Genomic DNA, 23,222 nt, shown 5'->3' on the forward strand with positions numbered 1-23,222 from the left:
GCGGAGCCGAATAGCGTGGACGACAAGAAGAATATCATTCTGGCGGTGCTGCTGACCGCCGCGATCCTGTTCGGCTGGCCCTATATCTCCGAACATTTCTTCCCGGCGGCCAATTCGCCCGCGACGAAGATCGAGGGCGGCAAGACCACCCCGCTGACCCCGGCGGGCGAGGCGCCGGCGCAGGATGCATCGACCGCGATCCGCGATCGCGCCCTGGTGCTTAAGGAAACGCCGCGCGTCGCCATCCGCACGCCCAAGATCATAGGCTCGATCAACCTGAAGGGCGCGCGCATCGATGATATCGTGCTGCCGACCTACAAGGAAACGATCGCCAAGGATTCGCCGGCGATCCGCCTCTATAGCCCGAGCGGCACCAAGGACGCCTATTTCGCCGGCTTCGGCTGGCAGGGCGAGGGCATCAAGACCCCCGATGCCAGCACCGTCTGGACCGCCAGCGGCACCGAACTGACCCCCACCAGCCCGGTTACGCTGAGCTGGAACAATGGCGCGGGCCAGAATTTCGAGATCCGCTATTCGATCGACGAAAATTACATGATTTCCGCCGCGCAGAAGGTGTCGAACAGCGGCACCGGCGCGATCGCGGTCAAATCCTATGGCTATGTCAGCCGCGCGGCTCCGTCGGCCGATCCCGACACCTGGACCATCCATGTCGGCCCGATGGGCGTGTTCAACGGCGCGGCCAATTATGACGTGAACTACAAGGATCTGGAAAAGGGTCCGGCCAGCCAGAGCTTCCAGTCGACCGGCGGCTGGATCGGCTTCACCGACAAATATTGGCTGTCGGCGCTCATCCCCGACCAGAAGGACGCCTTCACCGGCCAGATGCGCAAGGGTGCTGGCACCCAGTTCCAGACCGACATCGCACTGGCTCCGGTCATGCTGCCCCCCGGCAAGGCGATGACCCAGACCAACCGCCTCTTCGTGGGCGCCAAGGAAGTGAAGACGCTGCAGGCCTATGAGCGCGCCGGCGTGCCGCTGTTCGACCGCGCGATCGACTGGGGCTGGTTCTACTGGTTCGAGCAGCCGATCTTCGCGCTGCTGCACTGGCTGTTCGAGACGCTCGGCAATTTCGGCGTCGCCATCATCTGCCTGACCTTCTGCGTCCGCGCCCTGATGTTCCCGGTCGCCCAGCGCCAGTTCGCCAGCATGGCGGCGATGCGCGCGGTGCAGCCCAAGATGAAGGCGCTGCAGGAGAAATATAAGGACGACAAGCAGCAGCTGCAGCAGAAGATGATGGAGCTGTACAAGCAGGAGAAGGTCAATCCGCTGGCCGGCTGCCTGCCCATCTTCATCCAGATCCCGATCTTCTTCGCGCTGTACAAGGTGCTGCAGCTGACGATCGAAATGCGCCACCAGCCCTTCGTGCTGTGGATCAAGGATCTGTCCGCGCCCGACCCGCTGCATATCCTGAACCTGTTCGGCTTGCTGCCATTTACCCCGCCCTCCTTCCTGGCGATCGGTGTGCTGGCGCTGCTGCTGGGCATTTCAATGTGGCTGCAGTTCAAGCTGAACCCGGCCCAGATGGACCCGATGCAGCAGCAGGTGTTCGCGATCATGCCGTGGATGATGATGTTCATCATGGCGCCGTTCGCCGCCGGCCTGCTGGTCTACTGGATCACCAACAACTGCCTGTCGATGGCGCAGCAATGGTGGCTGTACAAGCGCCACCCCGTGCTGAACACCGCGACGGCCACCAAGTAAGGAAAAGGAAATCCTCCCCGAAAGGGGGGGATTTTTTCGATATGACAGAAGACGACAACACCGCCCTGATCGAGGAAGCCCGCAAGCTCTTTTCCGGGCCGATCAGCTTCCTCAGATCCGCGCCGACGCTCGACTATCTGCCCGACATGGCGGTGAACGAGGTCGCCTTTGCCGGCCGTTCCAATGTCGGCAAATCGTCGCTGCTGAACGCGCTGACCAATCGCAATGGCCTGGCCCGCACGTCGAACACGCCGGGCCGCACGCAGGAACTCAACTTCTTCGACGTTGGCGATCCGCTGCGCTTCCGCCTGGTCGACATGCCGGGCTATGGCTATGCCAAGGCGCCCAAGGACCTGGTCAAGAAATGGCGGTTCCTGGTGAACGACTATCTGCGCGGTCGCGCGGCGCTCAAGCGGGCGCTGGTGCTGATCGACAGCCGCCATGGCATCAAGGATGTCGACACCGACATGCTGGACATGCTGGACGGCGCGGCGGTCAGCTATCGCATCGTCCTGACCAAGAGCGACAAGATCAAGGCGAGCGAACTGGTCGCCGTGACGCAGCGCACCGCCGATGCGATCCGCAAGCGGCCGGCCGCGCATCCCGAGATCATCGCCACGTCGAGCGAAAAGGGCATGGGCATCCCCGAACTGCGCGCCGCCGTGCTCGAATCCGTAAGCCAGGGATAAGCCGATGGCCGACGACGATTATGTCTATGACGAGGCGAGCGGCGAATGGATCAGCGCGGCCGATGCCGCCGCCAGGGCCGACGCCGGCGATGCTGTGGAAGTCCGCGATTCGGTCGGCAATCTGCTGGCCGATGGCGACCAGGTGACCCTGATCAAGGATCTGGTGGTCAAGGGCGCCGGCCAGACGCTGAAACGCGGCACGCTGATCAAGTCGATCCGCCTGACCGGCGACGCGCAGGAAATCGACTGCCGCTATGACGGCATCAAGGGGCTGGTGCTGCGCGCGGAATTCGTGCGCAAGCGCTGAGCGCCATCAGAACAGGCTATATTGGCCGCTGCCGCGCAGCGGCCATCGCCCCAGCAGCTCATGATGGGTGCGGCCGACATGGCTGCATAGCAGCACGAAATCCTCCACCCGCCAGTGAAAGCCGCTGATCCGCTGGGTGGCCGGGGTACCGTCGCGATAATAGAGCGTCTGGTGCGGGTTGAAGCTCCAGCCCGGACGGGCGCCCACCCCTGCCCGCTTCATCGCCAACGCCACCTTGCGCTGCAATTCCCGGAGCGGCGGCAGTGCATGCGCCGGCCGCAGCGCGGCCGATCGGCCACCCTCGCTCAACTGATCCAGCGACAGATCGAATGGATCGGCCAGGATGCCGGTGAAGCTGCGGTGCATCGCCTTCACCAGCGCATAGGGATAGTCCGGCCAGTCGCCGGTGATCCCCAGCGTGATATGCTGGTGCGCCGGCAGGATGCGCTGGGCATCGGGCGCCAGCGTCTCGGCGAAATGGTCGATCTGCCGCGTGATGCGGGTCGGCGGCTTCAGCGCCACGATCAGGCGATAGAGCGACGGCGTGCGGGCAAGCATGGCGAACATCCTCCGAATCGGATTTATGTTCACTATATGTTCTCTTCATCCTCCTGACGAATCCGACGCATCCGAATCCGCTCTGTCAGCGTTGAACCGGGCAGAAGAGGAGAGCGACCATGGCCCAGCAGACCATCGCCATTCTGGCAGACAAGATGCAGCAGATCGATTTCGCGATGCTGTCGACCCATACCGAAGACGGCCAGATCGGCGCCCGGCCGATGAGCAACAATCAGGACGTCGCCTATGGCGGCGACAGCTATTATTTCACGACCGAAGACACGCTGATGGTGAAGGATATCGAGCGCGATCCGCGGGTCGGCCTGTCCTTCCATGGCAAGGGCGGCCTGCTGGGGCAGCGCCCCCTGTTTATCGCGGTCGAGGGCCGCGCCGATCTGATCCGCGATCGCAGCGCCTTTGAAGCGCATTGGAATCCGGATCTGGAGCGCTGGTTCGCGCAAGGCGCCGATACGCCCGGCCTGGTGATGATCAAGGTTCATGCCGAACGCGCCCATTATTGGGACGGCGAGGATGAAGGCGAACTGGAGCTGTAGCCGTTACCGCGCGCGCCATCGCCCGTACCGTCCTGGCGCTTGCCTATGCGATTGCGGGCGCCGCGCATCTGATGCGGCCGGTCGGTTTCGTGGCGATCACGCCGCATTGGGTGCCGGAGCCGCAGATCGTCGTCGCGCTGACCGGTATCGCCGAACTGGCCGGTTCCGTCGGGCTGATGTTGCCGGCCACGCGCCGCGCCGCCGCGATAGGCCTCGCTCTCTATGCGCTGTGCGTCTGGCCGGCCAATTTCAACCATGCCCTGCATGACATCCCGCTGGGCGGCGTGCATCTGAACTGGTGGTATCATGGCCCCCGATTGGCGCTGCAGCCGGTAATCATCTGGTGGGCGCTATGGGCCGGCGCGGTGATCGACTGGCCATTCCGCCGACGATAGCGATCAGGCCTTCGCCAGCAGGTCCGCGATCAGGGCGATCTCGTCGGCGCTGTTGTAGATATGGGGGGAGAAGCGGATAGTCGGCTTGCCGTCCGCCTTGGACGGGGCGACCACCACCCTGCCCTGGGTCCACAGATAGTCGCGGATCGCCAGCACATCCTTGCCGGCGAAGGTCGGGGTGATGACCGGGCCGGTCAGGCCCTTGGTGGTCGTGCCGACCAGCTTCACGCCGGGCAGGCGCAGCACCATGTCGCGCATCTGGTCGCCGATCGCGAAGGCGCGGCGCTCTACCTCGGCCTCGCCGATGGCGTCGAGTGCATCGAGCGTCGCATCGATCGCGATCAGCTTGGGATCGTCGCGCTGGCCGAGAATTTCATATTTCTGCGCAGTATCGAGATTCTTCTCGTCGGTCAGCCAATAGCCATGGCTGAGCATGATCGGCTGGAGCTGTGCCTGGCCTTCGCGCCGGACATAGAGGACGCCGCCCTCCAGCGGACCCATCATCCATTTATGGGTGCTGCCCGAATAGGAATCGACGCCGAGCGCCGGCAGGTCGAGCCGCAGCCAGCCGAAGGTCTGGGCACCGTCACCATGCAGCCAGATGCCCTTTGGTCGGGTCAGCGCAGCAATCTGCGCCAGCGGGAAGATCATGCCGGTGACGTTCGACATGTGCGACAGGAAGATGGCGCGGGTGCGCGGCGTAATGGCGGCAGCGAACAGATCGACCACCGCCTGGGCAGACGTCGCATAGACCGGCACCGGCAAAATCTTGAGCACCAGCCCCTCGCGCGCGGCGCGCAGCTTCCATGTCTCCAAGGTCGAGGGATGGTTGTGGTCGGTCAGGATCACCTCGTCCCCGGCCTTGAGCGCCAGGCCGCGGACCGCGACCGTGTTCGCCTCGCTGCTGTTGCGGACCAGCGCGATTTCCTGCGCGCTGACGTTCATCCGCTTGCCCAGCCGCGCGCGCAGGGCATCGGCGGTGGCCGGATATCTGGTGCGATATTGGGGTGAGGGATTGGCCTGGAACGCCTGCGTCTCGCGCTCATGCGCGACGATCGCGCTGCGGAAGGCCGGGCCGATATTGGCGGCGTTGAAATAATGGATGTCGGGCGCCAGCAGCAACTGGTCGCGCGCGCTATTGCCCGATGGGGCCGCGCGCGCCGCCAGCGGCAGCGCCGCCCCCACGACGGCAGCCGCCTGCAACAAGCCCCTGCGCGAAACGTCCTTGCTCCGGTCGGTCATGCGATGCCTCCTGCCCTGTTCACCCGATGGACGAACGAACGCGTCCGAATCCCCTAACCCCGACAAGCGCCTAACCCAGACTGGCGGTTGTCTTTCGGGGGGAGCGGCCTAGTGTGGCGCCCAATCCCTATCCCGAACCGTTGAGAGAGCGATGACCCGGCATATTCCATGGATACTGACTGCGCTGGTGGGCGCGGTGTCGCTGGCGGTCGTCGCGGTCTCGCGCGGCGAAACGGTCAATGCGCTGTGGATCGTAGTCGCATCGGTCAGCTGTTTCCTGGTCGCCTATCGTTACTATGCGCTGTTCATCGCGCGCGAGGTGATGCGGCTCGATCCGGCGCGGCCGACCCCGGCGATCCGCCGCGCCGACGGGCTCGACTATGTCGCGACCGATCGCACCGTGCTGTTCGGCCATCATTTCGCCGCGATCGCCGGCGCGGGGCCGCTGGTCGGGCCGGTGCTGGCGGCGCAGATGGGCTATCTGCCCGGCACCTTGTGGATCATCGCGGGCGTCGTGCTGGCCGGCGCGGTGCAGGACTTCATGGTCCTGTTCATCTCCATGCGCCGCGACGGCAAGTCGCTGGGCGAACTCATCCGCATGGAAATGGGCCAGGTGGCGGGCACCATCGCTTTGTTCGGCGCCTTCATGATCATGGTGATCATCCTCGCCGTGCTGGCGCTGATCGTGGTGAAGGCACTAGCGGAGAGTCCCTGGGGCATGTTCACCGTCGCCGCCACCGTGCCGCTGGCCATGGCGATGGGCGCCTATACCCGCTGGATCCGCCCCGGCCGCATCGGCGAAGTGTCGATCCTGGGCCTGATCGGCCTGCTCGCCGCCATCGTCTATGGCCAGGCGATTGCGCAATCGCCGGTCTGGGGGCCGATCTTCACCTTCACGCCGGTGCAGCTCTGCTGGATATTGATCGGCTATGGCGCGGTAGCATCGGTGCTGCCGGTGTGGCTGCTGCTGGCGCCGCGCGATTATCTGTCGACCTTCCTCAAGATCGGGGCGATTGCGGCGCTGGCGATCGGCATCGTCATCATGGCGCCGCCGCTCAAGATGCACGCTGTCACCCAGTTCGCGGCCGGCGGCGGGCCGGTCTGGTCGGGCGGCCTCTTCCCCTTCCTGTTCATCACCATTGCCTGCGGTGCCGTGTCCGGCTTCCACGCGCTGATCGCCAGCGGCACCACGCCCAAGCTGATCGCGACCGAGAGCGACGCGCCGCTGATCGGCTATGGCGCGATGCTGATGGAGGCATTCGTGGCGATCATGGCGCTGGTCGGCGCATCGATCCTGGACCCCGGCATCTATTTCACGATGAACAGCCCGGCCGCCGTGATCGGCACCGATCCTGCCGCCGTGTCCGCCGCCGTCACCGCCATGGGCTTCCCGATCAGCCCGGACCTGATCGTCCAGACGGCCAAGGATGTCGGCGAACATACGATCATCAGCCGCGCGGGCGGCGCGCCGACGCTGGCCGTGGCGATGGCGGAAATCTTCAGCCATGTGTTCGGCGGGCCGGCGATGAAGGCCTTCTGGTATCATTTCGCCATCCTGTTCGAGGCGCTGTTCATCCTGACTGCGGTCGATGCCGGCACCCGCGCCGGCCGCTTCATGCTGCAGGATCTGATTGCGCTCGCCGTGCCGAGCTTCAAGGACAGCAAGAGCCAGCTGCCCGGCTTCATCGCCACGGGCCTGTGCGTCGCGGCCTGGGGCTTCTTCCTCTATCAGGGCGTGACCGATCCGCTGGGCGGGGTGAACACGCTATGGCCGGTGTTCGGCATCTCCAACCAGATGCTGGCGGCAATCGCGCTGATGCTGGGGACCGCCGTGCTGTTCCGGATGAAGCGCGACCGCTTCGCCTGGGTGACGATGGTGCCGGCCGCCTGGCTGCTGATCTGCACGCTGTCGGCGGGCTTCCTGAAGCTGTTCTCGACCGATGCGAAGGTCGGCTTCCTGGCCCATGCCGCCAAATATAGCGCGGCGCTGGACAAGGGCGAGGTTCTGGCGCCGGCCAAGTCGATGGCGGAAATGCGCCAGATCCTGTTCAACGATTATGTCGATGCCGGGCTGGTGGCGATCTTCCTGGCCGTGGTGCTGTCATTGCTGGTCTTCACCATCCGCACCTGCCTGGCCGCACGCGGTTTCACCACGCCGACCGCGCGCGAGATTCCGGCTCAACTGGTCACGAAGCCATGAGCCAATTTCTCCAGACGCTGCGGCGCATGGCGCATCTGATGGTCGGCCAGCCCGACTATGACGCCTATCTGCGCCATATGCGCGACCATCATCCCGGCCATGCGCCGATGGACCGCACCGCCTTTTTCCGGAACCGGCAGGAGGCGCGCTATGGCGGCAAGAATGGCGGAAAATGCTGCTGATCAGCAGCGTTTGATCAGCGGCGGGCGTTGAAGCCGGCGACCATCCCGGCGGTGATCGACAGGGCGATTTCCGCTGCGCCAATCGCGCCGATGTCGAGCCCCGCCGGCCCGTCGATCCGGGCGAGATCGTCCGTGCCGAAACCCTGCGCCGCGAGCCGTTCGAGCCGCGCGGCATGGCTGCGCCGCGATCCCAGCGCCGCGACATAGCCGGTCGGGGCGGCCAGCGCCGCAATCAGCGCGGGATCGTCGATCTTGATGTCATGGCTCAAGGTCACGACGGCGGTGGATTCGCCGGGATGGCGCGCGGCGATCGCCGCGTCGGGCCAGCGATCGTCCAGCTCGATGCCGGGAAAACGCTCCGCCGTCAGGAAGCGGCCGCGCGGGTCGATCACCACCGGCGTGACGTCGATCGCCTGCGCCAGCGCGGCAAGCGACTGGGCGATCTGCACCGCGCCGACGATCAGCAGCCGGCGAGGCGGATCATAGCGGTTGAGAAACTGCCCCTCGACCGCGCCCTCGCGGGTGATGCCTTCGTCCAGATCGGTCGAGAGCGTGAGCGCCCGGCCGCGCGCGCTTTCCGCCGCGATCCGATCGAAAAGGTCGGGGGCGAAGCCACCCTCCCCCACGGGCTGCACCAGCACGCTGATCTCGCCGCCGCAGGGCAGGCCGACCTCCCACGCATCACCATCAGCCACCCCATAGCGCGCGACATGGCCGGGCCGGCCGGCAATCACCTCGGCCGCGCGCTGCAACACATCGGTCTCGACGCAGCCGCCCGATATGCTGCCCTCCAGCCGGCCATCCTGATGCACGATCATGTGGCTGCCGCGCGGGCGCGGCGCCGATCCCCAGGTCGACACGACCGTCGCCAGCGCCATCGGCGCACCGCGCCACTCGATCGCCTTGCGGATCACCGCGCCATTATCGTTCATGATCCAGCCTTCCCCTGTTTTCCTGGACATAGGAAAGGCACGGCGCCTTTCAAAGACGGACCAGGCTTCTCAGACCAGCCGCCTGCCTGTCCAGACGACCCGGCCGACGATCGCCACCATCGCCGGATCGATATCGGTCCAGTCGGGATAATGGGGATTGTCGCTCAATACGCTGAACCGGCCGCGCAATGGCCCCATCGCCACCCGCTTGACCATCAGCACGCCGTCGAGCCGCAGCACATAGACGCCGTCACGCAGGCGATCGGCATCATCCTCATGATCGACCATGATGTCGTCGCCATCGTTGAGCGTGGGCGCCATCGATTCGCCATCGACCCGGATGATCGACACACGCTGCGGCCGCACGCCCAGATGCCGTAGCCATTGCGCGTCGAACGCCATCACGCCGGCCGTGCGCTCATCCTCATCCAGCGAGCCCGCGCCGGCCGAAGCGCCGAGCGACAGGCGTGGCACGGCAACCACCGCAGGCAGGCCGCGCACGCGCGGGATCGGTGCGCCGGCTGGCAGCGGACTGCCCAGCATCGTTTCCGCCACGCCGAAATAGCGCGCCAGGATGCGGCGATCCGCCTCGTCCAGCTTGCGCGGCGTGCCACGCTTGATGAACTGCTGAATATAGGCGGGATTGCGCCCGATCAGCCGCGACAGATCGGCATAATTTTCCCCGCGTTCGACGATCAGCCGATCGAGGGCAGTCCGGGCGTCCTGCGCTTCATCCATGTTGCATCCATAATGATAGGAATTTTCCTAGACAAGTAGGAAAATGAATATGAGATAGGAAATTGCCTATCGATTCGCAGGGGGCGAATCGGCTCGATAAAGGAGAGGTCCGTCCATGCTGCTGCGCACGATCGAGAAATTCCTGCGAGACTATCAGATCGCGCCGACCCGTTTCGGTCGCGACGCCGTGCGCGATCCGCGCCTGGTCTTCGACCTGCGCATGGGGCGCGATCCGGGCGATCGAGTAAAGAGACGCGTAGAACATTTCATGAACGAATATCGCAGGAGCGTGAGCCAATGACAAGCGCCGACATGCTGCGCACGAGCGCGAATCTGGTCCGTAATCGAGCAGAAGAACGGCGCGAGGCCGATCCGCTGGCCCAGTTGCTGGTCCAGTTGATCGCCCGGATCGGCGAGCCGGCGACGGTCGAGCGTGCTGTCAGTCGTCCCTGGGCCAGCGCCCTGTTCGAGGGGCGTCGCCATGCCATCCTGTTGCGGGTGGCGGGCGGCAGCCTGCGCGCGCGCCGGGAGGCACTGGCCAACGAATTGCAGGAAGCGGAATGGACTTTGCCGGGCCATTTCGTCGCCGACATCGTGATCGACGACCTGCGCGGCGATGCGGAGGGCGAATGGATCGAGCTGTCCGCCCTCACCATCCGCGACTGGTAGCCTGGTCGTTTAGCGCGGGCGCCCGGTCATGGTGCGCAGCGTGCCGAGTGCGGCACGCAGCGCATCCTCGACATCCTCCGATACCGCCTCGCGCACCGGCACCGCCGAGGCGATCGGCATGTCGGCGATGACGCGCGGCGCGGTCGCCGGTCGGCCACGCTGGACCAGCGCCCGCTCCAGCCGCTCGGTCAGTTCGGTAATCGACAGGCTGTCGATGCTGCGCGCGCTCGGGACGGGCGATGCCTCCGCCCTCAGAACGAAAGGTGCGGGTTCGGGCGCAGGATCGAACGCCTGGATCGGTTCTTCGATCACCGGTTCCGGGACGAAGGCAGGGGCCTGCTCGACGACCGGCTCTTCGTCAAAGGCGGCACATTCCGCCACTGCCTCTTCTTCCCAAGGCTCGAATATAGCGTCTTCCGGCGGCGCGAACGGCGCGCGGCCGAGCGGGATCGGATTGGTCGACAGGGCCGGCATGGCGTCGAACGGACGCGAGAAGGCGGGCGCGGGCGCGATCGCCATATCCTCGACCGGCGCCTCTTCATGCGGGGTCGGCATGGCAAAGGCGGCCGGCGTCTCCATGCGCACCACCGTCGCCGCCACCGGCTCCACCGGATCGCTATCGACCACCAGACGACGACGCCCCGATTCCGGGCGCGCGAAGATATCGGCGCCGCCAAAATCGCGGCTGGCAAAGATCGGAGGACGGGGCGGCGCATCAGGATGTGCGTCGGCGCGGCGCTGCGCGGGTGCAGCCTCTTCGGCAGCGGGCACATTGCGTCCGCGGGCAAGCGCGGTCAGCTTGGCAAATGCGAAACCCATTTTTCTTGCTCCTTGGGCGTCTGGATGACGCCTTCCGCTTATTCTCAAGCGCCTGTGCGGCGCATCCGATCCATTTCGCCGCACCGCGGCCACAATTCCTACACTCATCAGCGCGGCAAAACCGGCCAGCAGCAATCTTGCCTTCATGCCCAGCGGCGGACCGGCCGCCGGGATCGTCTCGCTCAGACCGCTCGACGCGACCAGCATTTCCATCCAGCCGACCGGCAGGGTCAGCACCACCAGGGCACCGCAGCCTGCCGCGGCCAATGCCATGATGGCCAGTCTCCGCATGGACGGTGTGAACTTCGGCATCGCCGCCGTTCCTCAGGCCGCCTTTGCGGTCGAGTCGCGTCCCAGAAGTCGCTGGTAAACAGGCTCATAACGCAAAATGTTTGACGACCAGTTACGCTCCCTCTCGACGAAATCGCGCGCCACGATGCGGCGTTCATCCCAGAAGCCGCGATCCGCGAACATGCCTGCCAGCGCCTGCGCGATCGCGGCCGGGTCGTCCGGCGCGAACAGGGTGCCGGTCACGCCATCCTCGATCAGTTCGCGATGGCCGCCGACGCTCGACGCAGCAACGAGTCGGCCCTGCGCCATCGCCTCCAGCGGCTTCAATGGCGTCACCAGATCGGTAAGGCGCATCGCCTTGCGCGGATAGGCGAGGACATCGACCTGGGCATAATAATGTTCGACCTGGTCGTGTGGCACCCGGCCGACAAAGACGATATGGTCGGTGAAGGGCGAGGCCAGCGCCTGATCGCGCAGCGCCTGTTCCATCGGCCCGCCGCCGACCAGCAGCAGCTTCGCCCTGGGCCGCGCCCGCACGAGTCGCGGCATGGCGGCAATCAGATCGTCCAGCCCTTCATAATCATAGAAGCTGCCGATGAAGCCGACGACATCCGCCCCTTCGAGCCCCAGCTTCGCGGTCAGAGCCGGATCACGCGGCACCGGCGCGCCGAACTGATCAAGATCGACGCCATTGGGCGAGACGGTGATCTTGGCCGAGTCGATTCCGCGCGCAACCAGATCGGACCGCAGCCCTTCGCAGATGACGGCAACCGCATCGGCGGCACGGACCGCATGGGTTTCAAGCTGGCGGGTCAGCCAGTAGCGCGGGCTGCCTTCGGTCCCGGTGCCGTTGCCGACCGCCGCATCCTCCCAGAAGGCACGAATCTCGTAGATCAGCGGAATCCCGTGCCGGCGCGCGACTCGCTGCGCGGCCATGGCGTTGAGCACCGGCGAATGGGCATGGATGATGTCCGGCCGCCACTGGCGCACCAGCGACTCGATCGCATCGGCATGGGCGGAAATGTCGCGCCATTCGCGCAGCAGCGCATTGCCGCCGGCCGCTTCGCCCGGCGTGCGGTGGAAATGCAGGCCGTCGACCAGTTCCTCCTGCGGTCCCGCAGAGACATGGCGCCGGCCGGTCAGCCCGCGCACGTCCCAGCCCTTTGCCAGTTGCGCGCGCAGGATCGCCCGCGTGCGGAACGTATAGCCGCTGTGCATCGGCAGGCTGTGATCGAGAACGTGAAGGATACGAGTCATAGCGGTAACTTTTTGCCGAAAAAGGTTTAACGCCCCGTCAACTCTGTCACGCTAGGGATTTTACGGGGCAAGAGTCCAGAACCGGCAGATCAAAACACGCAATGATTGATACCCTATCCCTGCTGATCAGCCATGGCGTCATCCTGCTGGCCGCCTGGCGGCTGCTGTCGCGCCCGGACCTGGATCGCGACATCGACACCCCGCCGGCATCGCCGGACGGAGACGCCGCCGATGCGTGACCTGTTCTTCATCGCCTTCCTGGGCGCCTTCTTCCTGATGGGATTCAAGCGGCCGTTCCTTCTGGTCATCATCTACGCCTATATCGACATCGTTTCGCCCCAGCGGCTCTGCTATTATCTGCTCAATTCGATCCCGATCTCGCTGATCGCCTTCGTCTGTGCGGTCGGTGCCTGGATAGTGGTCGACGACAAGAAGGATTGCCGTTTTTCCGCGCGGCAGGTGCTGCTGCTCGTCCTGCTGGCCTGGTGCGGTTATACGACCGCCACCGCCGATTTCCCGATCAACGCCGCGACCAAATGGGCCTGGGTGTGGAAGGCGATCGTCTTTGCCGTGTTCCTGCCGCTGGTGCTGCGCACGCGGCTGCGGATCGAGGCGCTGGCGCTGTTCATGGTGCTGTGCGCGAGCACGATCATCATCAATGGCGGCATGAAGACCGCGCTGTCGGGCGGCGGCTATGGCGTGCTCAATCTGATGGTCGACAATAATAGCGGCCTGTATGAGGGTAGCATCATTTCCTGCGTGGCGATCGCGCTGATCCCGATCATCCTGTGGCTCACTCAGCATGGCACCATCTTTCCGCCCGACTGGAAGGTGAAGGCCTTTGCCTATGCCTTGTGCCTGGCCTGCATGCTGATGCCGGTCGGCACGGAGGCACGCACGGGCCTGGTCTGCCTGGTGATCCTGGCCGGCATGATGCTGATGCGGTCGAAGCGCAAGTTCGTCTATGGCCCGCTGCTGGCCTTTGCCGCGCTGGCCGCCATCCCCTTCCTGCCCGCCAGCTTCACCAAGCGGATGCAGACAATCGAAAATCATCAGGGCGACGAAAGCGCGTCCACCCGCGTCGCGGTGTGGATGTGGACGCTCGACTATGTGAAGACCCATCCGGGCGGCGGCGGCTTCGACAATTATCTCCAGAACAGCTTCACCTATTTCGCCCAGAGCGAGGTCGGCGATGGCGACGAGAAGCGGATCGAGCGCCGCCTGGTCACCGACAAGGGCCGTGCCTATCACAGTGCCTATTTCGAGATGCTGGGCGAGCAGGGCTATTTCGGCTTCTTCCTGTGGGCGCTGCTGCACCTGAGTTGCTTCATCCGCACCGAATCGATCCGGCGCATGTATCGCAAGCGCGACGGACCGGATGAGGCCTGGATCGCGCCCTTCGCCGTGGCGCTGCAGCAGGGCCATGTCGTCTACATGATCGGGTCGCTGTTCGTGGGCATCGCCTATCAGCCTTTCATCTTCATGATGCTCTCGCTCCAGATCGGCCTCGACACTTATTTGACCCGCAAGCGCAAGGACGCCGGACGCGTGCCGTTCTTCGAACAGCCTGGCGCACAGGCGGGAGTGACGGCATGACCATGGAATTGCGGATTTTGGGCTGGCTTCAGGGACTGATGCTGGGATTGATCCTGGCTGCCCCGCTGCTGTCCCCCGCCTATATGCCATGGGGCGTGCAGATGCTGTTTGCCCTGTCCGCCTTCCAGTTGCGGCAGGCCGACCGGCGCTGGGCATTGCGGCCGGGCATGACCGGCTGGATCAGCCATATCCGCATGGCGCCGTCGCGGATGCTGCCCTGGGCGGCGAGTGCCGTCGTCGCCTTCATCGCGGACGGTGCGGGCGCGGCGGCCCCCGGCGCGATCCTGCTGGCGGCGCTGACCTGCGAATTGCTGCTCTATCCGCTGCTCACCCGCCTGATCGGCGGCTGGCAGTGGCGCCGTGCCGCGCTGGCGATGATCGGGCTGATTGCCGCCTGCGCCATCGTGCCGGCCGGCGCGATGCAGAATATCGCCATGTTCGCGCTGGGCGTCACGGGCTGCCTGTTCTGGCTGCGCGGCCCCGACGGCGACCTGCGGGCGACGCTCGCGGCCTTTGGCGGCGGGTTCTCGGCGATCATCCTCGCCTTTGCCATGCCCGCCACCATGATGCTGGCCTTCCCGCTGGCGGTCATCAGCCTGATCGTCGGCTGCGCCCAGGCGACGACGGTGCGCCGCCAATTGCTGCCCTGGACCGGCCATTATGGCGCGGGCACCGGCTGGCTGCAGCGGCTGCGATCGCGCCCGTCCTGACAGCGCCGGGCAGGCTGCACGCGGAACGAAGCCGATCATCACGGGTTGGACCGGGAGAAAGAAGGTCGCCCGGTTCCCATGTCGTCCCCCGCCATCATCCATAGCCATGACGGCATGCCCGGCATCAGCCGGCGCGCGCTGAAGCAGGGATGGGCCTATCGCGCGGCGGACGGCAGCCGCATCACCGACCGGGACGAGATCGACCGGCTGAACGCGATCGCCATGCCGCCCGCCTATCGCGACTGCTGGTTCTGCCCTTCGCCCCACGGCCATATCCAGGCGACCGGCTATGACGAGCGGGGGCGCAAGCAATATCGCTATCACCCCGATTTCCGGGCCGCGCGCGAGGCGGAGAAATATGCCGGCTGCCCCGCCTTCGGCCGCGCCCTGCCGCAGCTGCGGGCGCAGATGGAGGAGGATCTGTCGCGGCGCGGCCTGCGCAAGGCGCGGACGACCGCGGCGGTGGTGCGGCTGCTGGACCTCGCCAAGCTACGGGTCGGCAACGAACATTATGCCACCACCAACAAGAGCTTCGGCGCGACCACGCTGCGGCGGCGGCATGTCGACCTGAATGGCCGCAGCCTCACCCTGCGCTACCGCGCCAAGTCCGGCAAGGAACAGCAATTGAGCATCACCGACAGCCGCCTGCTGCGATTCGTGCGGGCGGTGCAGGATCTGCCGGGCCAGCATCTGTTCCAATATCTGGACGAGGATGGCGAGGCGCATCCGATCAGTTCGAGCGACGTCAACGCCTATATCGCGCAGGCCATGGGCGGCGACTTCACCGCCAAGCATTTCCGCACCTGGGGCGCATCGACCATCGCCTTCGAGACGCTGGCGGCGGGCCATGTCTCGCTCAAGGAGATGATCGAGCCGGTCGCGGCGGCGCTGGGCAACACGCCGGCGATCAGCCGCAAATCCTATATCCACCCCGCCCTGATCGACCTGTGCAAGGACGGACAGGATGAATGGCGGCAGGGGCTTCGCCTGCCGCGCCGGACGCGCTATCTGTCGCGTCACGAACGCGGGCTGATCGCGTTCCTCGACGATCTGGCCAACGCGCCCCCGCTGGCAGCGGCAGCCTGATCGAGCCCACGGACCATCAATCAAGGATCAGCATGGCCAACAAGAACGACCCCGGCATCGACATCAGTGTGCGTGCGCCCAACCTCACGGAAATGTGGCATTCGACCATCGCCTGGTTCCAGCTTCATTATATCCAGATCCTGATCGCCATCGGCGCGGCCACGATCATCTATCTGGCGCTCGCGACGCTGCGCCGGATCGGCACCAAGCATCGTGGCCGGCGTGGCGACCCGCTGGGCCTTGGCAATGTGCTGAGCCGCGCGGCGGCGCGCACGACGCAATATTTCATGATCATGGTCGCGGCCCGGCTGGTCGTGGTGTTCGCCGACGCGCCCACGTCGCTGGACAAGACCGTCACCTTCTTCTTCACCATCGCCGTGGTGGTGCAGGCCGCGATCTGGGCACGGGAGATCATCCTGGGCCTGATCGAGCGCAAGACGCTGGCCGAGGATGGCCAGGGCGAGACGTTGGCCAATGCCATGGGCCTGATCCGCATCCTGGTGACATTTGCCCTGTTCGCGATCGCCGCGATCGTCGTGCTCGACAATCTGGGCGTCAACGTGACCGGCCTGGTCGCGGGTCTGGGTATCGGCGGCATCGCGATCGGCCTTGCCGCGCAGGGCATCTTCTCCGATCTGTTCGCGGCGCTGTCGATCATCTTCGACAAGCCGTTCCGCCAGGGCGAGATCATCACCTATGACCAGACCACGGCGCGGGTCGAGAAGATCGGCCTGAAATCCACCCGGCTGCGGGCGATGAGCGGCGAGAAGAAGGTGATTTCCAACGCGAACCTGCTGCAGAAGGAAATCACCAGCCTGCAGACGCTGATCCAGCGCCGCGTCACCTATGCCATCGGCATCATCTACCAGACGTCGGAGGAACAGGCCGAGGCGATCCCCACCATATTGAAGGAGATCGTCGAGGCGGAAGGCATGATCTTCGTCAATGCCGGGATCATAGCCTTTGGTGCCAGCAGCCTGGACTATCAGCTCAATTTCGATGTGCCCGATCCCGACCATCATGACTATTTCCAGATGCGCCATCGCATCGGCCTGGCCATCTGGAAGCGGTTCAATGCCGAGGGCATCGAGTTCGCCTATCCGACGCAGACCAGCTTCACCGCAGCCCCCGACGGCAAGGCGATCATGCCCTATGCCGAGGTGCAGCCGGTGCGCCGCGTCGACGGATAGAACGAAACACCTCGCTTCACCGCAGGACGGATTCGGCTGGTCCCCTTTCCGCTTGCCGGCGGGGACCAGCCGCGCCCTTACCCATCCATCACCAATGACTGATATGGATTTGCCATGAAAATGAACCGGATGGCGGCCCTTGGCCTGCTGATCGCTGCCCCCCTTATGGCGCCTGCAGCCCATGCCGAGGGACTGGGCGCCGAAGTCAATTATGGCCGCGCCGACGGCCATTGGGGCACCGAGATCGGCGCCGGCTATGCGCTCGACATGGCGGGCTTCAGCCTGACGCCGGGCGGCGGCGTCTATCTGCGCGATGGCGATACCAAGCTCTATGGCCGGGTCGAGGCGGCCTATACGATCCCGATGTCGGTCTCGATCGGTGCGGGCGTGCGCTTCAGCGGCGACAATACCCGCCCCTATGCGACGCTGGCGATGCCGCTGATCCCCAAGCTGCGCGCCAAGGCCAATGTCGGCCCGAAATATTATAGCGTCGGCCTGACGCTGGGTTACTGAGCCGAGACAATCTGTCGCGATCGGCGGGCCTGGCAGGGTCACGCCGACGCGACAGCCCCGAAGTTCACAGTGTCGTCGAGCAAAATGGGCCGTTTGCACCGGATATGCACCACCCACGCCCCTGTCACGCGACGCCGGCGCGACACCTGGGTCACAGTTGCCTGTCGATCGGGTCACGACCAGGCGACGATGACGCGCCATCGAGGCGACACTTGGGTCACGCCTCCCATGGGCGACGGGCGATGACGCGGATTGCATCGCCGAGGATAGACCAGAGAATGGCCGAGTAGGAAAGCGGTGGCCGGTTGGGGGCCTGCTTCAGGCGGCCTGCCCCCTCCATCATCCTGCGGATGGCCCCTCCCCGCACGCGGGGAGGAATGGTTTCAGCCCTGGCCCCAGAGGGTGCCGGGGTGGAGCAGGCCATCGCGCAGCGGCAGGGCACCGTCGCGATCCTTCGCCAGCAACAGCGCGCCGTCGAGATCGATCCAGTCGGCACCCTGTGCCACCAAGGCGGCAGGCGCGATGCCGAGCGAGGTGCCGAGCATGCAGCCGACCATGATGCGAAAGCCGCGCGCGCGTGCTGCCTGCGCCAATGCCAGCGCTTCAGTCAGACCACCGGCCTTGTCGAGCTTGATATTCACCGCGTCGAAATCGCCCAGCCGGTCGAGATCGGCGCGGGTGTGGCAGCTTTCGTCGGCGCAGAGCGGCAACGGCGCGCGCAGACTGGCCAGCCTGTCCTCCCGCCCGTGCAGGATCGGCTGTTCCACCATTTCCACGCCCAGTTCGGCGAGCGCCGCCGCCTCCGCCACGATGTCGCGGTCATGCCAGCTTTCATTGGCGTCGACGATCAGCCGGACGCCGGGCGCACCGGCGCGCACGGCGGCAATACGGGCATGATCGCCCTCCCCCGTCAGCTTGCATTTGAGCAGGCCAAAGCCGCGCGCGACGGCAGCGCGGGCATCGGCCTCCATCCGCTCCGGCTCGCCCAGGCTGATGGTGAAGGCGGTGGGCAACGGCGTCGGTGCGGCAAGGCCGGCCAGTTGCCAGACCGGGACGCCGGCCCGTTTCGCCTCCAGATCCCACAGCGCGCAGTCGAGCGCGTTGCGCGCGGCGCCGCGCGGCATCGCCTGCAACAGCGCTTCGCGATCGAGCGGCCCGGCATAGGCGTTGATCGCCGCCGCACAGCCCTGTGCGGTCTCCCCCTCATAATAGATGGCCGTGCCCTCGCCCCGCCCGACATGATCGCCGTCGCCCACGGTGCAGACGACGACATCCACCTCCGTCTTGGCGCCGCGGCTGATGATGAAGGCGCCCGCCACCGGCCAGCGTTCGACCGTCGCGGAAATTATACGGGTCATCGGCGTTTCCTGCGTCATGATTTGACCAATTGGATGGGCGTCATATGCGTGAAACAGGACTGCTGGCATAGTCCCCGCCTTTGCGACAGGAGCGTATTTCCCCGTGACTTCCCGTGAATTGACCGGCTTCCTCTCGCTGCATGAATCCGCCCCCGTGACCGATGACCTGTCCCGCCGCACCTCCGACATGGCATGGCGCCTGGCCTTTGGCGCGATCGGCTGGCCCTGGCTGCTGGCCAGCCTGTCGGGCGGGCGCAAGGCGGACAAGCGCGCGCTGCTGGACGAACTCAAACTGCCCCATGATGCGCTGCCCCATCTGGGAAGCTGGAAGGCCGATGTCGGCTTCCTGCGCCATATCGTGCGCGAGATTGCGCGGCTGCGGCCGGCGCATGTCGTCGAACTGGGCGCGGGCGCATCCTCGCTGATCGCGGCGCGGGCGCTGCAATTGCATGGTGGCGGACAGCTGCACAGTTTCGACCAGCATGGCGGCTTTGTCGACGCGACCCGGCAATGGCTGGCCGACCATGCGCTGGACGTGGATATCCGCCATGCGCCGCTGACGCACGAAAGCGCCGACTGGCCGGGCCGCTGGTATGCGATCGACCGGCTGCCCGAGCAGATCGACCTGATCATCATCGATGGCCCGCCCTGGAGCGTGCATCCGCTGGTGCGGGGCGCGGCCGACAGCCTGTTCGCGCGCCTATCCCCCCATGGCGTGGTGCTGCTGGACGATGCCGCGCGGCCGGGCGAACGGCTGGTCGCGCGCCGCTGGCGCAAGCGCTGGCCGCATATCGATTTCCGCCTGATGCATGACGGCACCAAGGGGACGCTGGTCGGCCGGCGCCGCGACATGTCGCAACCGGTGGCCAATGACAATGAGGCCGGGCGCGGCTGGCGCCATGTCGGCCGGGCGGCGGCGATCGCCGCGCTGCTGGCGACGGGGTGGATCGGCCGGGGCGCGCTGGGCGAATTTCCCCAGGCGGCACAGGCCAGCACCTTCCTGGACGAGGCCGCCGCATCGCGCCGCGCCGGCCTGCTGCGCCAGCAGATGGCGTCGCAGGTCGAGAGCGCCAAGCTGGACGATGCCGAAATCCGGCGGTCGACCGGTATCGTGCTGCCGCGCCTGCCGGCCAATTGGCAGGTGCGGGACGTGCAACTGTTCCCGACCGCCGACAGCCCGGCGATCGCGATCGCGCTGACCACCGAAAAGGGCGAGCAATTGTCGCTGTTCGCCGACCGGGCGGAAACGCCGGCGGAAGGGCAGCCGCTGATCGCGGAACGGCGCGACGGCACGGTCGCCTATTGGGAGGCCGGCGACATGGCCTATGCGCTGACCGGCAAGGCGGATACGCCGCGCCTGATGGCGCTGGCCGAACGGATCGCACCGGCGGCCTGAGCGGCGGGATCACGCCCGCCCATTGAGGCGGGCGCGCCGCGCTGCTAACGCCCCGACATGGAGGATGCCACCGCACCCGCGCCGCGCCGCGCCGATCGCCCTGCCCTGTCGAGTCTGGCCATGCTGTGGCGCTTTGCGACGCGCTATCCGGCGCGGATCGCCGGGGCGCTGACCGCGCTGATCGTCTCTTCGGCCGCGACGCTGGCGATCCCAAGTGGCTTTCGCCTGGTGATCGACAAGGGCTTTACCGGCGGGGGCGATATCAGCCGCTGGTTCGAATATCTGTTCCTGCTGGTGGTGATCCTGGCGCTGGCAAGCGCGCTGCGCTTCTATTTCGTGTCCTGGCTGGGCGAACGGGTGGTCGCCGACATTCGCAGCGCGACCCAGGCCAATCTGCTGCGCCAGGCGCCGGCCTTCTTCGAGGAGAACCGGCCGTCGGAGATCGCATCGCGCATGACGGCGGACACCGCGATCATCGACCAGGTGGTGGGATCGACCGTGTCGGTCGCGCTGCGCAACCTGGTCACCGGCATTGGCGGCCTCATCTATCTGTTCATATTGGCGCCCAAGCTGGCGGGGCTGCTGATCCTGGGCATACCGGTGATCGTGCTGACGTTAGTGACGCTGGGCCGGCGAGTGCGCAAATTGTCGCGCGCCAGCCAGGATCGGCTGGCCGAGGTCGGCAGCGTCACCACCGAAGTGCTGGGCGCGATGAAGATCGTCCAGGGCTTTGGCCAGGAAGGACGCGAGGCGGCCCGGTTCGACGCGACCGTCGCGAGCGGCTTTGCCACCGCCCGGCAGCGCATATTGCTCCGCGCGGTGATGACCGCGATCGCCTTTGCGCTGGTGTTCGGGTCGATCACCGGGGTGCTGTGGCTGGGCGCGATCGACGTCGCGGCCGGGCGGCTGTCGGGTGGCAGCATCGCCGCCTTCGTGCTGACCGGCGGGCTGGTGGCCGGCGCGTTCGGATCCTTGTCGGAAAGCTGGGGCGACCTGTTGCGCGGCGCCGGGGCGGCGAGCCGGCTTGACGAGCTGATGGTGGCCGAGCCGGCGATCGCCGCGCCAGCGGCGCCGGTCGCGATCCCCACGCTGCCGCAAGGCGCGCGGCTGCGCTTCGACAATGTCCATTTCCATTATCCCACCCGCCCCGACCAGGCAGCGCTGAACGGCGTCACGATCGACATTGCGCCGGGCGAGACGGTGGCTGTCGTCGGCCCTTCGGGGGCGGGCAAGTCAACGCTGATCCAACTGGCGCTGCGCTTCTATGATCCCGACCAGGGCGAAGTGCGGCTGAACGATGTGCCACTGCCGGCCGCCGATCCAGCCGCGCTGCGCGCCACGATGGCGATGGTGCCGCAGGACAGCGTGATCTTCGCCGCCTCCGCCCGCGACAATCTGCGCTACGGCAAATGGGATGCGAGCGACGAGGAAATATGGGCAGCGGCGCGGGCGGCCAATGCCGAAGCCTTTCTGCGCGCGCTGCCCCAGGGGCTGGACAGCCATCTGGGCGAAGGCGGCGCACGGCTGTCAGGCGGACAGCGCCAGCGTGTGTCGATCGCCCGCGCGCTGCTGCGCGATGCGCCGATCCTGCTGCTGGACGAGGCGACGTCGGCGCTCGACGCGGAATCCGAGCAGCTGGTCAAGGATGCGCTCGACCGGCTGATGCAGGGGCGCACGACGATCGTCATCGCCCATCGGCTGGCGACCGTGCGGGCCGCCGACCGGATCATCGTGCTGGATCGGGGACGGATCGTGGAACAGGGCGACCATGCGACGCTGGTGGCGCTGGGCGGCCTTTATGCGCGACTGGCCAGTCTGCAATTCCAGGACCAGCTGAACGGCTGAACCGCCGTCCCGCCGGACGCGCGGTCAGCGACCCGCGAGGCAGCGCTGGACGATATAATCGAAGATGGCGGGATGGAGCGGGCGCTCGAAGGTGCAGCCCGATTCATGCGCGCGCACCCATTGGACGCGGGCGCGGCGCCCCTCGAAACCCGGCAGCATGATCCACAATTCGCTGCCGACGGTGAGCTTCATGAAACTGTGCAGGCGAAAGCCGGTAAGCGACATGTCGGCGATATTGCTGGTGAACCAGGTTTCACCCGTACGCCGCACCTTGACGCTGATCACAACGTCGCGCCGTTCGGCAAGCCGGCCCCTGCGTTCCAATTCGGTCAGTCGTTCAGCGCCCATGGTCCACATCCACCCATTCCCCTTCAGCATCGCGCAGGAAGGTAAGGGAAATGTTAAGCGGGAGACGGACGGGCACAAAAAAGGGGCTGCCGAAGCAGCCCCTGGTCTGTGGTCCGATTGATCGTCCGACGGGTCGGAGACGGGAAGTCTGAGACCGACGGGCCCCGGACGATCAGGGATCAGAACGAGCTATACTGCTCGTTGCCGACGAAACCCAGCTTGGTCACGCCCGCGCGCTTGATCTCCGCCAGCACCTCGTCAACGACGACGTAGCGGGTCTGCGCGTTCGGCTGGAACTGCAGTTCCGGCTCGACGGGCAGACGCAGCGACTGCTGCAGATACTGACGCAGGGTCAGCAGGTCGATCGGCGCGCCGTTCCAGCTGATCACACCGCCGGCATCGATCGCGACCTTGTTCTTGACAGGGTCGACCACATTGTCGCTCGGAGGCGCGCTCTGCGGCAGATCGATCTTAACCGCGTGGGTCTGGATCGGAATGGTGATGATGAACATGATGAGGAGAACGAGCATGACGTCGATCAACGGCGTCGTGTTCATTTCCACCATCGGCTCACCATCATCGGAGCCCATGCTCATGGCCATAACGAATTCTCCTTATGCGGCCG

Annotated in this window: 26 protein-coding genes; 17 read left to right on the forward strand and 9 right to left on the reverse strand. The window is 65.9% G+C overall.

Annotated elements, in window-relative coordinates; all coding sequences use genetic code 11:
* Positions 1-15: 15 nt before the first annotated feature.
* From yidC to A0U87_RS02005, 3 genes are read left to right on the forward strand one after another with little or no spacing between them, the layout of a single operon-like run.
* On the forward strand, positions 16-1,722 hold the full coding sequence (gene yidC, locus A0U87_RS01995; RefSeq protein ID WP_048936307.1) for a membrane protein insertase YidC: 1,707 nt from the start codon (positions 16-18) through the stop codon (positions 1,720-1,722).
* 41 nt (positions 1,723-1,763) lie between these two features.
* Positions 1,764-2,411: a ribosome biogenesis GTP-binding protein YihA/YsxC gene (gene yihA, locus A0U87_RS02000; protein ID WP_048936306.1), complete on the forward strand. Its 648-nt coding sequence runs from the start codon at positions 1,764-1,766 to the stop codon at positions 2,409-2,411.
* A gap of 4 nt (positions 2,412-2,415) precedes the next feature.
* Entirely contained in the window at positions 2,416-2,718 is a 303-nt protein-coding gene (locus A0U87_RS02005) for an alkylphosphonate utilization protein (protein WP_037507361.1), read from the forward strand.
* Positions 2,719-2,724: 6 nt separating this feature from the next.
* Here the strand turns inward: A0U87_RS02005 and A0U87_RS02010 are convergent, their stop codons facing one another.
* A complete protein-coding gene (locus tag A0U87_RS02010; RefSeq protein ID WP_048936448.1) occupies positions 2,725-3,276 on the reverse strand; it encodes a 2'-5' RNA ligase family protein in 552 nt (183 codons plus the stop codon).
* A 119-nt stretch (positions 3,277-3,395) separates the two neighbouring features.
* Between A0U87_RS02010 and A0U87_RS02015 the strand changes: the two genes are divergently transcribed.
* A complete protein-coding gene (locus A0U87_RS02015; protein WP_122928705.1) occupies positions 3,396-3,830 on the forward strand; it encodes a pyridoxamine 5'-phosphate oxidase family protein in 435 nt (144 codons plus the stop codon).
* A gap of 17 nt (positions 3,831-3,847) precedes the next feature.
* Positions 3,848-4,225 carry a DoxX family protein gene (locus A0U87_RS02020; protein ID WP_080993508.1) on the forward strand — a complete coding sequence of 126 codons (378 nt, stop codon included), beginning with the start codon at positions 3,848-3,850 and terminating at the stop codon, positions 4,223-4,225.
* A gap of 3 nt (positions 4,226-4,228) precedes the next feature.
* On the opposite strand, the gene A0U87_RS02025 is transcribed toward A0U87_RS02020, so the two are convergent.
* The gene (locus A0U87_RS02025) at positions 4,229-5,467 is read right to left on the reverse strand and encodes an aminotransferase class V-fold PLP-dependent enzyme (RefSeq protein WP_048936303.1); all 1,239 of its coding nucleotides are present in this window, start codon (positions 5,465-5,467) and stop codon (positions 4,229-4,231) included.
* A 151-nt stretch (positions 5,468-5,618) separates the two neighbouring features.
* On the opposite strand from A0U87_RS02025, the gene A0U87_RS02030 reads away from it, so the two are divergent.
* The gene (locus A0U87_RS02030; protein ID WP_048936302.1) at positions 5,619-7,667 is read left to right on the forward strand and encodes a carbon starvation CstA family protein; all 2,049 of its coding nucleotides are present in this window, start codon (positions 5,619-5,621) and stop codon (positions 7,665-7,667) included.
* Positions 7,664-7,849, forward strand: a complete 186-nt coding sequence (locus A0U87_RS02035) for a YbdD/YjiX family protein (protein WP_010336890.1) — start codon at positions 7,664-7,666, stop codon at positions 7,847-7,849. The genes A0U87_RS02030 and A0U87_RS02035 overlap by 4 nt, the downstream gene beginning before the upstream one ends.
* A 14-nt stretch (positions 7,850-7,863) precedes the next feature.
* On the opposite strand, the gene A0U87_RS02040 is transcribed toward A0U87_RS02035, so the two are convergent.
* Together A0U87_RS02040 and A0U87_RS02045 are read right to left on the reverse strand one after the other, a co-directional pair.
* Complete coding sequence (locus A0U87_RS02040; protein WP_048936301.1) at positions 7,864-8,781, reverse strand: XdhC family protein; 918 nt, start codon at positions 8,779-8,781, stop codon at positions 7,864-7,866.
* Positions 8,782-8,850: 69 nt separating this feature from the next.
* Complete coding sequence (locus A0U87_RS02045) at positions 8,851-9,519, reverse strand: S24 family peptidase (protein WP_048936300.1); 669 nt, start codon at positions 9,517-9,519, stop codon at positions 8,851-8,853.
* A gap of 115 nt (positions 9,520-9,634) precedes the next feature.
* On the opposite strand from A0U87_RS02045, the gene A0U87_RS02050 reads away from it, so the two are divergent.
* Both A0U87_RS02050 and A0U87_RS02055 read left to right on the forward strand, forming a co-directional pair.
* The gene (locus tag A0U87_RS02050; RefSeq protein WP_004210013.1) at positions 9,635-9,820 is read left to right on the forward strand and encodes a hypothetical protein; all 186 of its coding nucleotides are present in this window, start codon (positions 9,635-9,637) and stop codon (positions 9,818-9,820) included.
* Entirely contained in the window at positions 9,817-10,188 is a 372-nt protein-coding gene (locus tag A0U87_RS02055; protein WP_048936299.1) for a hypothetical protein, read from the forward strand. The genes A0U87_RS02050 and A0U87_RS02055 overlap by 4 nt, the downstream gene beginning before the upstream one ends.
* 9 nt (positions 10,189-10,197) lie before the next feature.
* Here the strand turns inward: A0U87_RS02055 and A0U87_RS02060 are convergent, their stop codons facing one another.
* Together A0U87_RS02060 and A0U87_RS02065 are read right to left on the reverse strand one after the other, a co-directional pair.
* The gene (locus A0U87_RS02060) at positions 10,198-11,280 is read right to left on the reverse strand and encodes a hypothetical protein (protein ID WP_048936298.1); all 1,083 of its coding nucleotides are present in this window, start codon (positions 11,278-11,280) and stop codon (positions 10,198-10,200) included.
* A 51-nt stretch (positions 11,281-11,331) separates the two neighbouring features.
* A complete protein-coding gene (locus tag A0U87_RS02065; protein ID WP_048936297.1) occupies positions 11,332-12,555 on the reverse strand; it encodes a TIGR04063 family PEP-CTERM/XrtA system glycosyltransferase in 1,224 nt (407 codons plus the stop codon).
* A gap of 101 nt (positions 12,556-12,656) precedes the next feature.
* Between A0U87_RS02065 and A0U87_RS26085 the strand changes: the two genes are divergently transcribed.
* From A0U87_RS26085 to A0U87_RS02090, 6 genes are all read left to right on the forward strand, one after another.
* Positions 12,657-12,794, forward strand: coding sequence for a hypothetical protein (locus A0U87_RS26085; RefSeq protein ID WP_004210005.1), 138 nt, complete (start codon positions 12,657-12,659; stop codon positions 12,792-12,794).
* A complete protein-coding gene (locus A0U87_RS02070) occupies positions 12,787-14,151 on the forward strand; it encodes a putative O-glycosylation ligase, exosortase A system-associated (protein ID WP_010336883.1) in 1,365 nt (454 codons plus the stop codon). Before A0U87_RS26085 ends, A0U87_RS02070 begins: the two co-directional genes overlap by 8 nt.
* A complete protein-coding gene (locus A0U87_RS02075) occupies positions 14,148-14,861 on the forward strand; it encodes a hypothetical protein (RefSeq protein ID WP_048936296.1) in 714 nt (237 codons plus the stop codon). The genes A0U87_RS02070 and A0U87_RS02075 overlap by 4 nt, the downstream gene beginning before the upstream one ends.
* Positions 14,862-14,939: 78 nt before the next feature.
* On the forward strand, positions 14,940-15,947 hold the full coding sequence (locus tag A0U87_RS02080; RefSeq protein ID WP_048936295.1) for a DNA topoisomerase IB: 1,008 nt from the start codon (positions 14,940-14,942) through the stop codon (positions 15,945-15,947).
* 32 nt (positions 15,948-15,979) lie between these two features.
* Entirely contained in the window at positions 15,980-17,137 is a 1,158-nt protein-coding gene (locus A0U87_RS02085) for a mechanosensitive ion channel domain-containing protein (protein WP_048936294.1), read from the forward strand.
* A 114-nt stretch (positions 17,138-17,251) separates the two neighbouring features.
* A complete protein-coding gene (locus A0U87_RS02090; RefSeq protein ID WP_010336879.1) occupies positions 17,252-17,650 on the forward strand; it encodes a hypothetical protein in 399 nt (132 codons plus the stop codon).
* A 383-nt stretch (positions 17,651-18,033) separates the two neighbouring features.
* Here A0U87_RS02090 and dgcA read toward each other — a convergent pair whose 3' ends face one another.
* Positions 18,034-19,008, reverse strand: a complete 975-nt coding sequence (gene dgcA, locus A0U87_RS02095; protein WP_048936447.1) for an N-acetyl-D-Glu racemase DgcA — start codon at positions 19,006-19,008, stop codon at positions 18,034-18,036.
* Positions 19,009-19,111: 103 nt separating this feature from the next.
* Between dgcA and A0U87_RS02100 the strand changes: the two genes are divergently transcribed.
* Both A0U87_RS02100 and A0U87_RS02105 read left to right on the forward strand, forming a co-directional pair.
* Entirely contained in the window at positions 19,112-20,404 is a 1,293-nt protein-coding gene (locus A0U87_RS02100; RefSeq protein ID WP_048936293.1) for a class I SAM-dependent methyltransferase, read from the forward strand.
* 57 nt (positions 20,405-20,461) lie between these two features.
* A complete protein-coding gene (locus A0U87_RS02105; protein ID WP_048936292.1) occupies positions 20,462-22,249 on the forward strand; it encodes an ABC transporter transmembrane domain-containing protein in 1,788 nt (595 codons plus the stop codon).
* Between the two features lie 24 nt (positions 22,250-22,273).
* Here the strand turns inward: A0U87_RS02105 and A0U87_RS02110 are convergent, their stop codons facing one another.
* Positions 22,274-22,597 carry a PilZ domain-containing protein gene (locus tag A0U87_RS02110; RefSeq protein ID WP_048936446.1) on the reverse strand — a complete coding sequence of 108 codons (324 nt, stop codon included), beginning with the start codon at positions 22,595-22,597 and terminating at the stop codon, positions 22,274-22,276.
* A 179-nt stretch (positions 22,598-22,776) separates the two neighbouring features.
* On the reverse strand, positions 22,777-23,199 hold the full coding sequence (locus A0U87_RS02115; protein ID WP_004209993.1) for a biopolymer transporter ExbD: 423 nt from the start codon (positions 23,197-23,199) through the stop codon (positions 22,777-22,779).
* Positions 23,200-23,222 lie beyond the last annotated feature (23 nt).

It is taken from the genome of Sphingobium sp. MP9-4 (assembly GCF_005281675.1).
GTDB lineage: Bacteria > Pseudomonadota > Alphaproteobacteria > Sphingomonadales > Sphingomonadaceae > Sphingobium > Sphingobium yanoikuyae.

What these genes read in the sequence shown, in the direction of transcription:
- yihA (WP_048936306.1), top strand. Translation starts at nt 1,764, where the DNA reads ATGACAGAAGACGACAACACCGCCCTGATCGAGGAAGCCCGCAAGCTC.
- dgcA (WP_048936447.1), bottom strand. Translation starts at nt 19,008, where the DNA reads ATGACCCGTATAATTTCCGCGACGGTCGAACGCTGGCCGGTGGCGGGC.
- A0U87_RS26085 (WP_004210005.1), top strand. Translation starts at nt 12,657, where the DNA reads ATGATTGATACCCTATCCCTGCTGATCAGCCATGGCGTCATCCTGCTG.
- A0U87_RS02080 (WP_048936295.1), top strand. Translation starts at nt 14,940, where the DNA reads ATGTCGTCCCCCGCCATCATCCATAGCCATGACGGCATGCCCGGCATC.
- A0U87_RS02070 (WP_010336883.1), top strand. Translation starts at nt 12,787, where the DNA reads ATGCGTGACCTGTTCTTCATCGCCTTCCTGGGCGCCTTCTTCCTGATG.
- A0U87_RS02060 (WP_048936298.1), bottom strand. Translation starts at nt 11,280, where the DNA reads ATGGCATTGGCCGCGGCAGGCTGCGGTGCCCTGGTGGTGCTGACCCTG.
- A0U87_RS02025 (WP_048936303.1), bottom strand. Translation starts at nt 5,467, where the DNA reads ATGACCGACCGGAGCAAGGACGTTTCGCGCAGGGGCTTGTTGCAGGCG.
- A0U87_RS02075 (WP_048936296.1), top strand. Translation starts at nt 14,148, where the DNA reads ATGACCATGGAATTGCGGATTTTGGGCTGGCTTCAGGGACTGATGCTG.
- A0U87_RS02030 (WP_048936302.1), top strand. Translation starts at nt 5,619, where the DNA reads ATGACCCGGCATATTCCATGGATACTGACTGCGCTGGTGGGCGCGGTG.
- A0U87_RS02045 (WP_048936300.1), bottom strand. Translation starts at nt 9,519, where the DNA reads ATGGATGAAGCGCAGGACGCCCGGACTGCCCTCGATCGGCTGATCGTC.
- A0U87_RS02090 (WP_010336879.1), top strand. Translation starts at nt 17,252, where the DNA reads ATGAAAATGAACCGGATGGCGGCCCTTGGCCTGCTGATCGCTGCCCCC.
- A0U87_RS02050 (WP_004210013.1), top strand. Translation starts at nt 9,635, where the DNA reads ATGCTGCTGCGCACGATCGAGAAATTCCTGCGAGACTATCAGATCGCG.
- A0U87_RS02040 (WP_048936301.1), bottom strand. Translation starts at nt 8,781, where the DNA reads ATGAACGATAATGGCGCGGTGATCCGCAAGGCGATCGAGTGGCGCGGT.
- A0U87_RS02005 (WP_037507361.1), top strand. Translation starts at nt 2,416, where the DNA reads ATGGCCGACGACGATTATGTCTATGACGAGGCGAGCGGCGAATGGATC.
- A0U87_RS02085 (WP_048936294.1), top strand. Translation starts at nt 15,980, where the DNA reads ATGGCCAACAAGAACGACCCCGGCATCGACATCAGTGTGCGTGCGCCC.
- A0U87_RS02035 (WP_010336890.1), top strand. Translation starts at nt 7,664, where the DNA reads ATGAGCCAATTTCTCCAGACGCTGCGGCGCATGGCGCATCTGATGGTC.
- A0U87_RS02115 (WP_004209993.1), bottom strand. Translation starts at nt 23,199, where the DNA reads ATGGCCATGAGCATGGGCTCCGATGATGGTGAGCCGATGGTGGAAATG.
- A0U87_RS02110 (WP_048936446.1), bottom strand. Translation starts at nt 22,597, where the DNA reads ATGGGCGCTGAACGACTGACCGAATTGGAACGCAGGGGCCGGCTTGCC.
- A0U87_RS02010 (WP_048936448.1), bottom strand. Translation starts at nt 3,276, where the DNA reads ATGCTTGCCCGCACGCCGTCGCTCTATCGCCTGATCGTGGCGCTGAAG.
- A0U87_RS02105 (WP_048936292.1), top strand. Translation starts at nt 20,462, where the DNA reads ATGGAGGATGCCACCGCACCCGCGCCGCGCCGCGCCGATCGCCCTGCC.
- A0U87_RS02065 (WP_048936297.1), bottom strand. Translation starts at nt 12,555, where the DNA reads ATGACTCGTATCCTTCACGTTCTCGATCACAGCCTGCCGATGCACAGC.
- A0U87_RS02015 (WP_122928705.1), top strand. Translation starts at nt 3,396, where the DNA reads ATGGCCCAGCAGACCATCGCCATTCTGGCAGACAAGATGCAGCAGATC.
- A0U87_RS02055 (WP_048936299.1), top strand. Translation starts at nt 9,817, where the DNA reads ATGACAAGCGCCGACATGCTGCGCACGAGCGCGAATCTGGTCCGTAAT.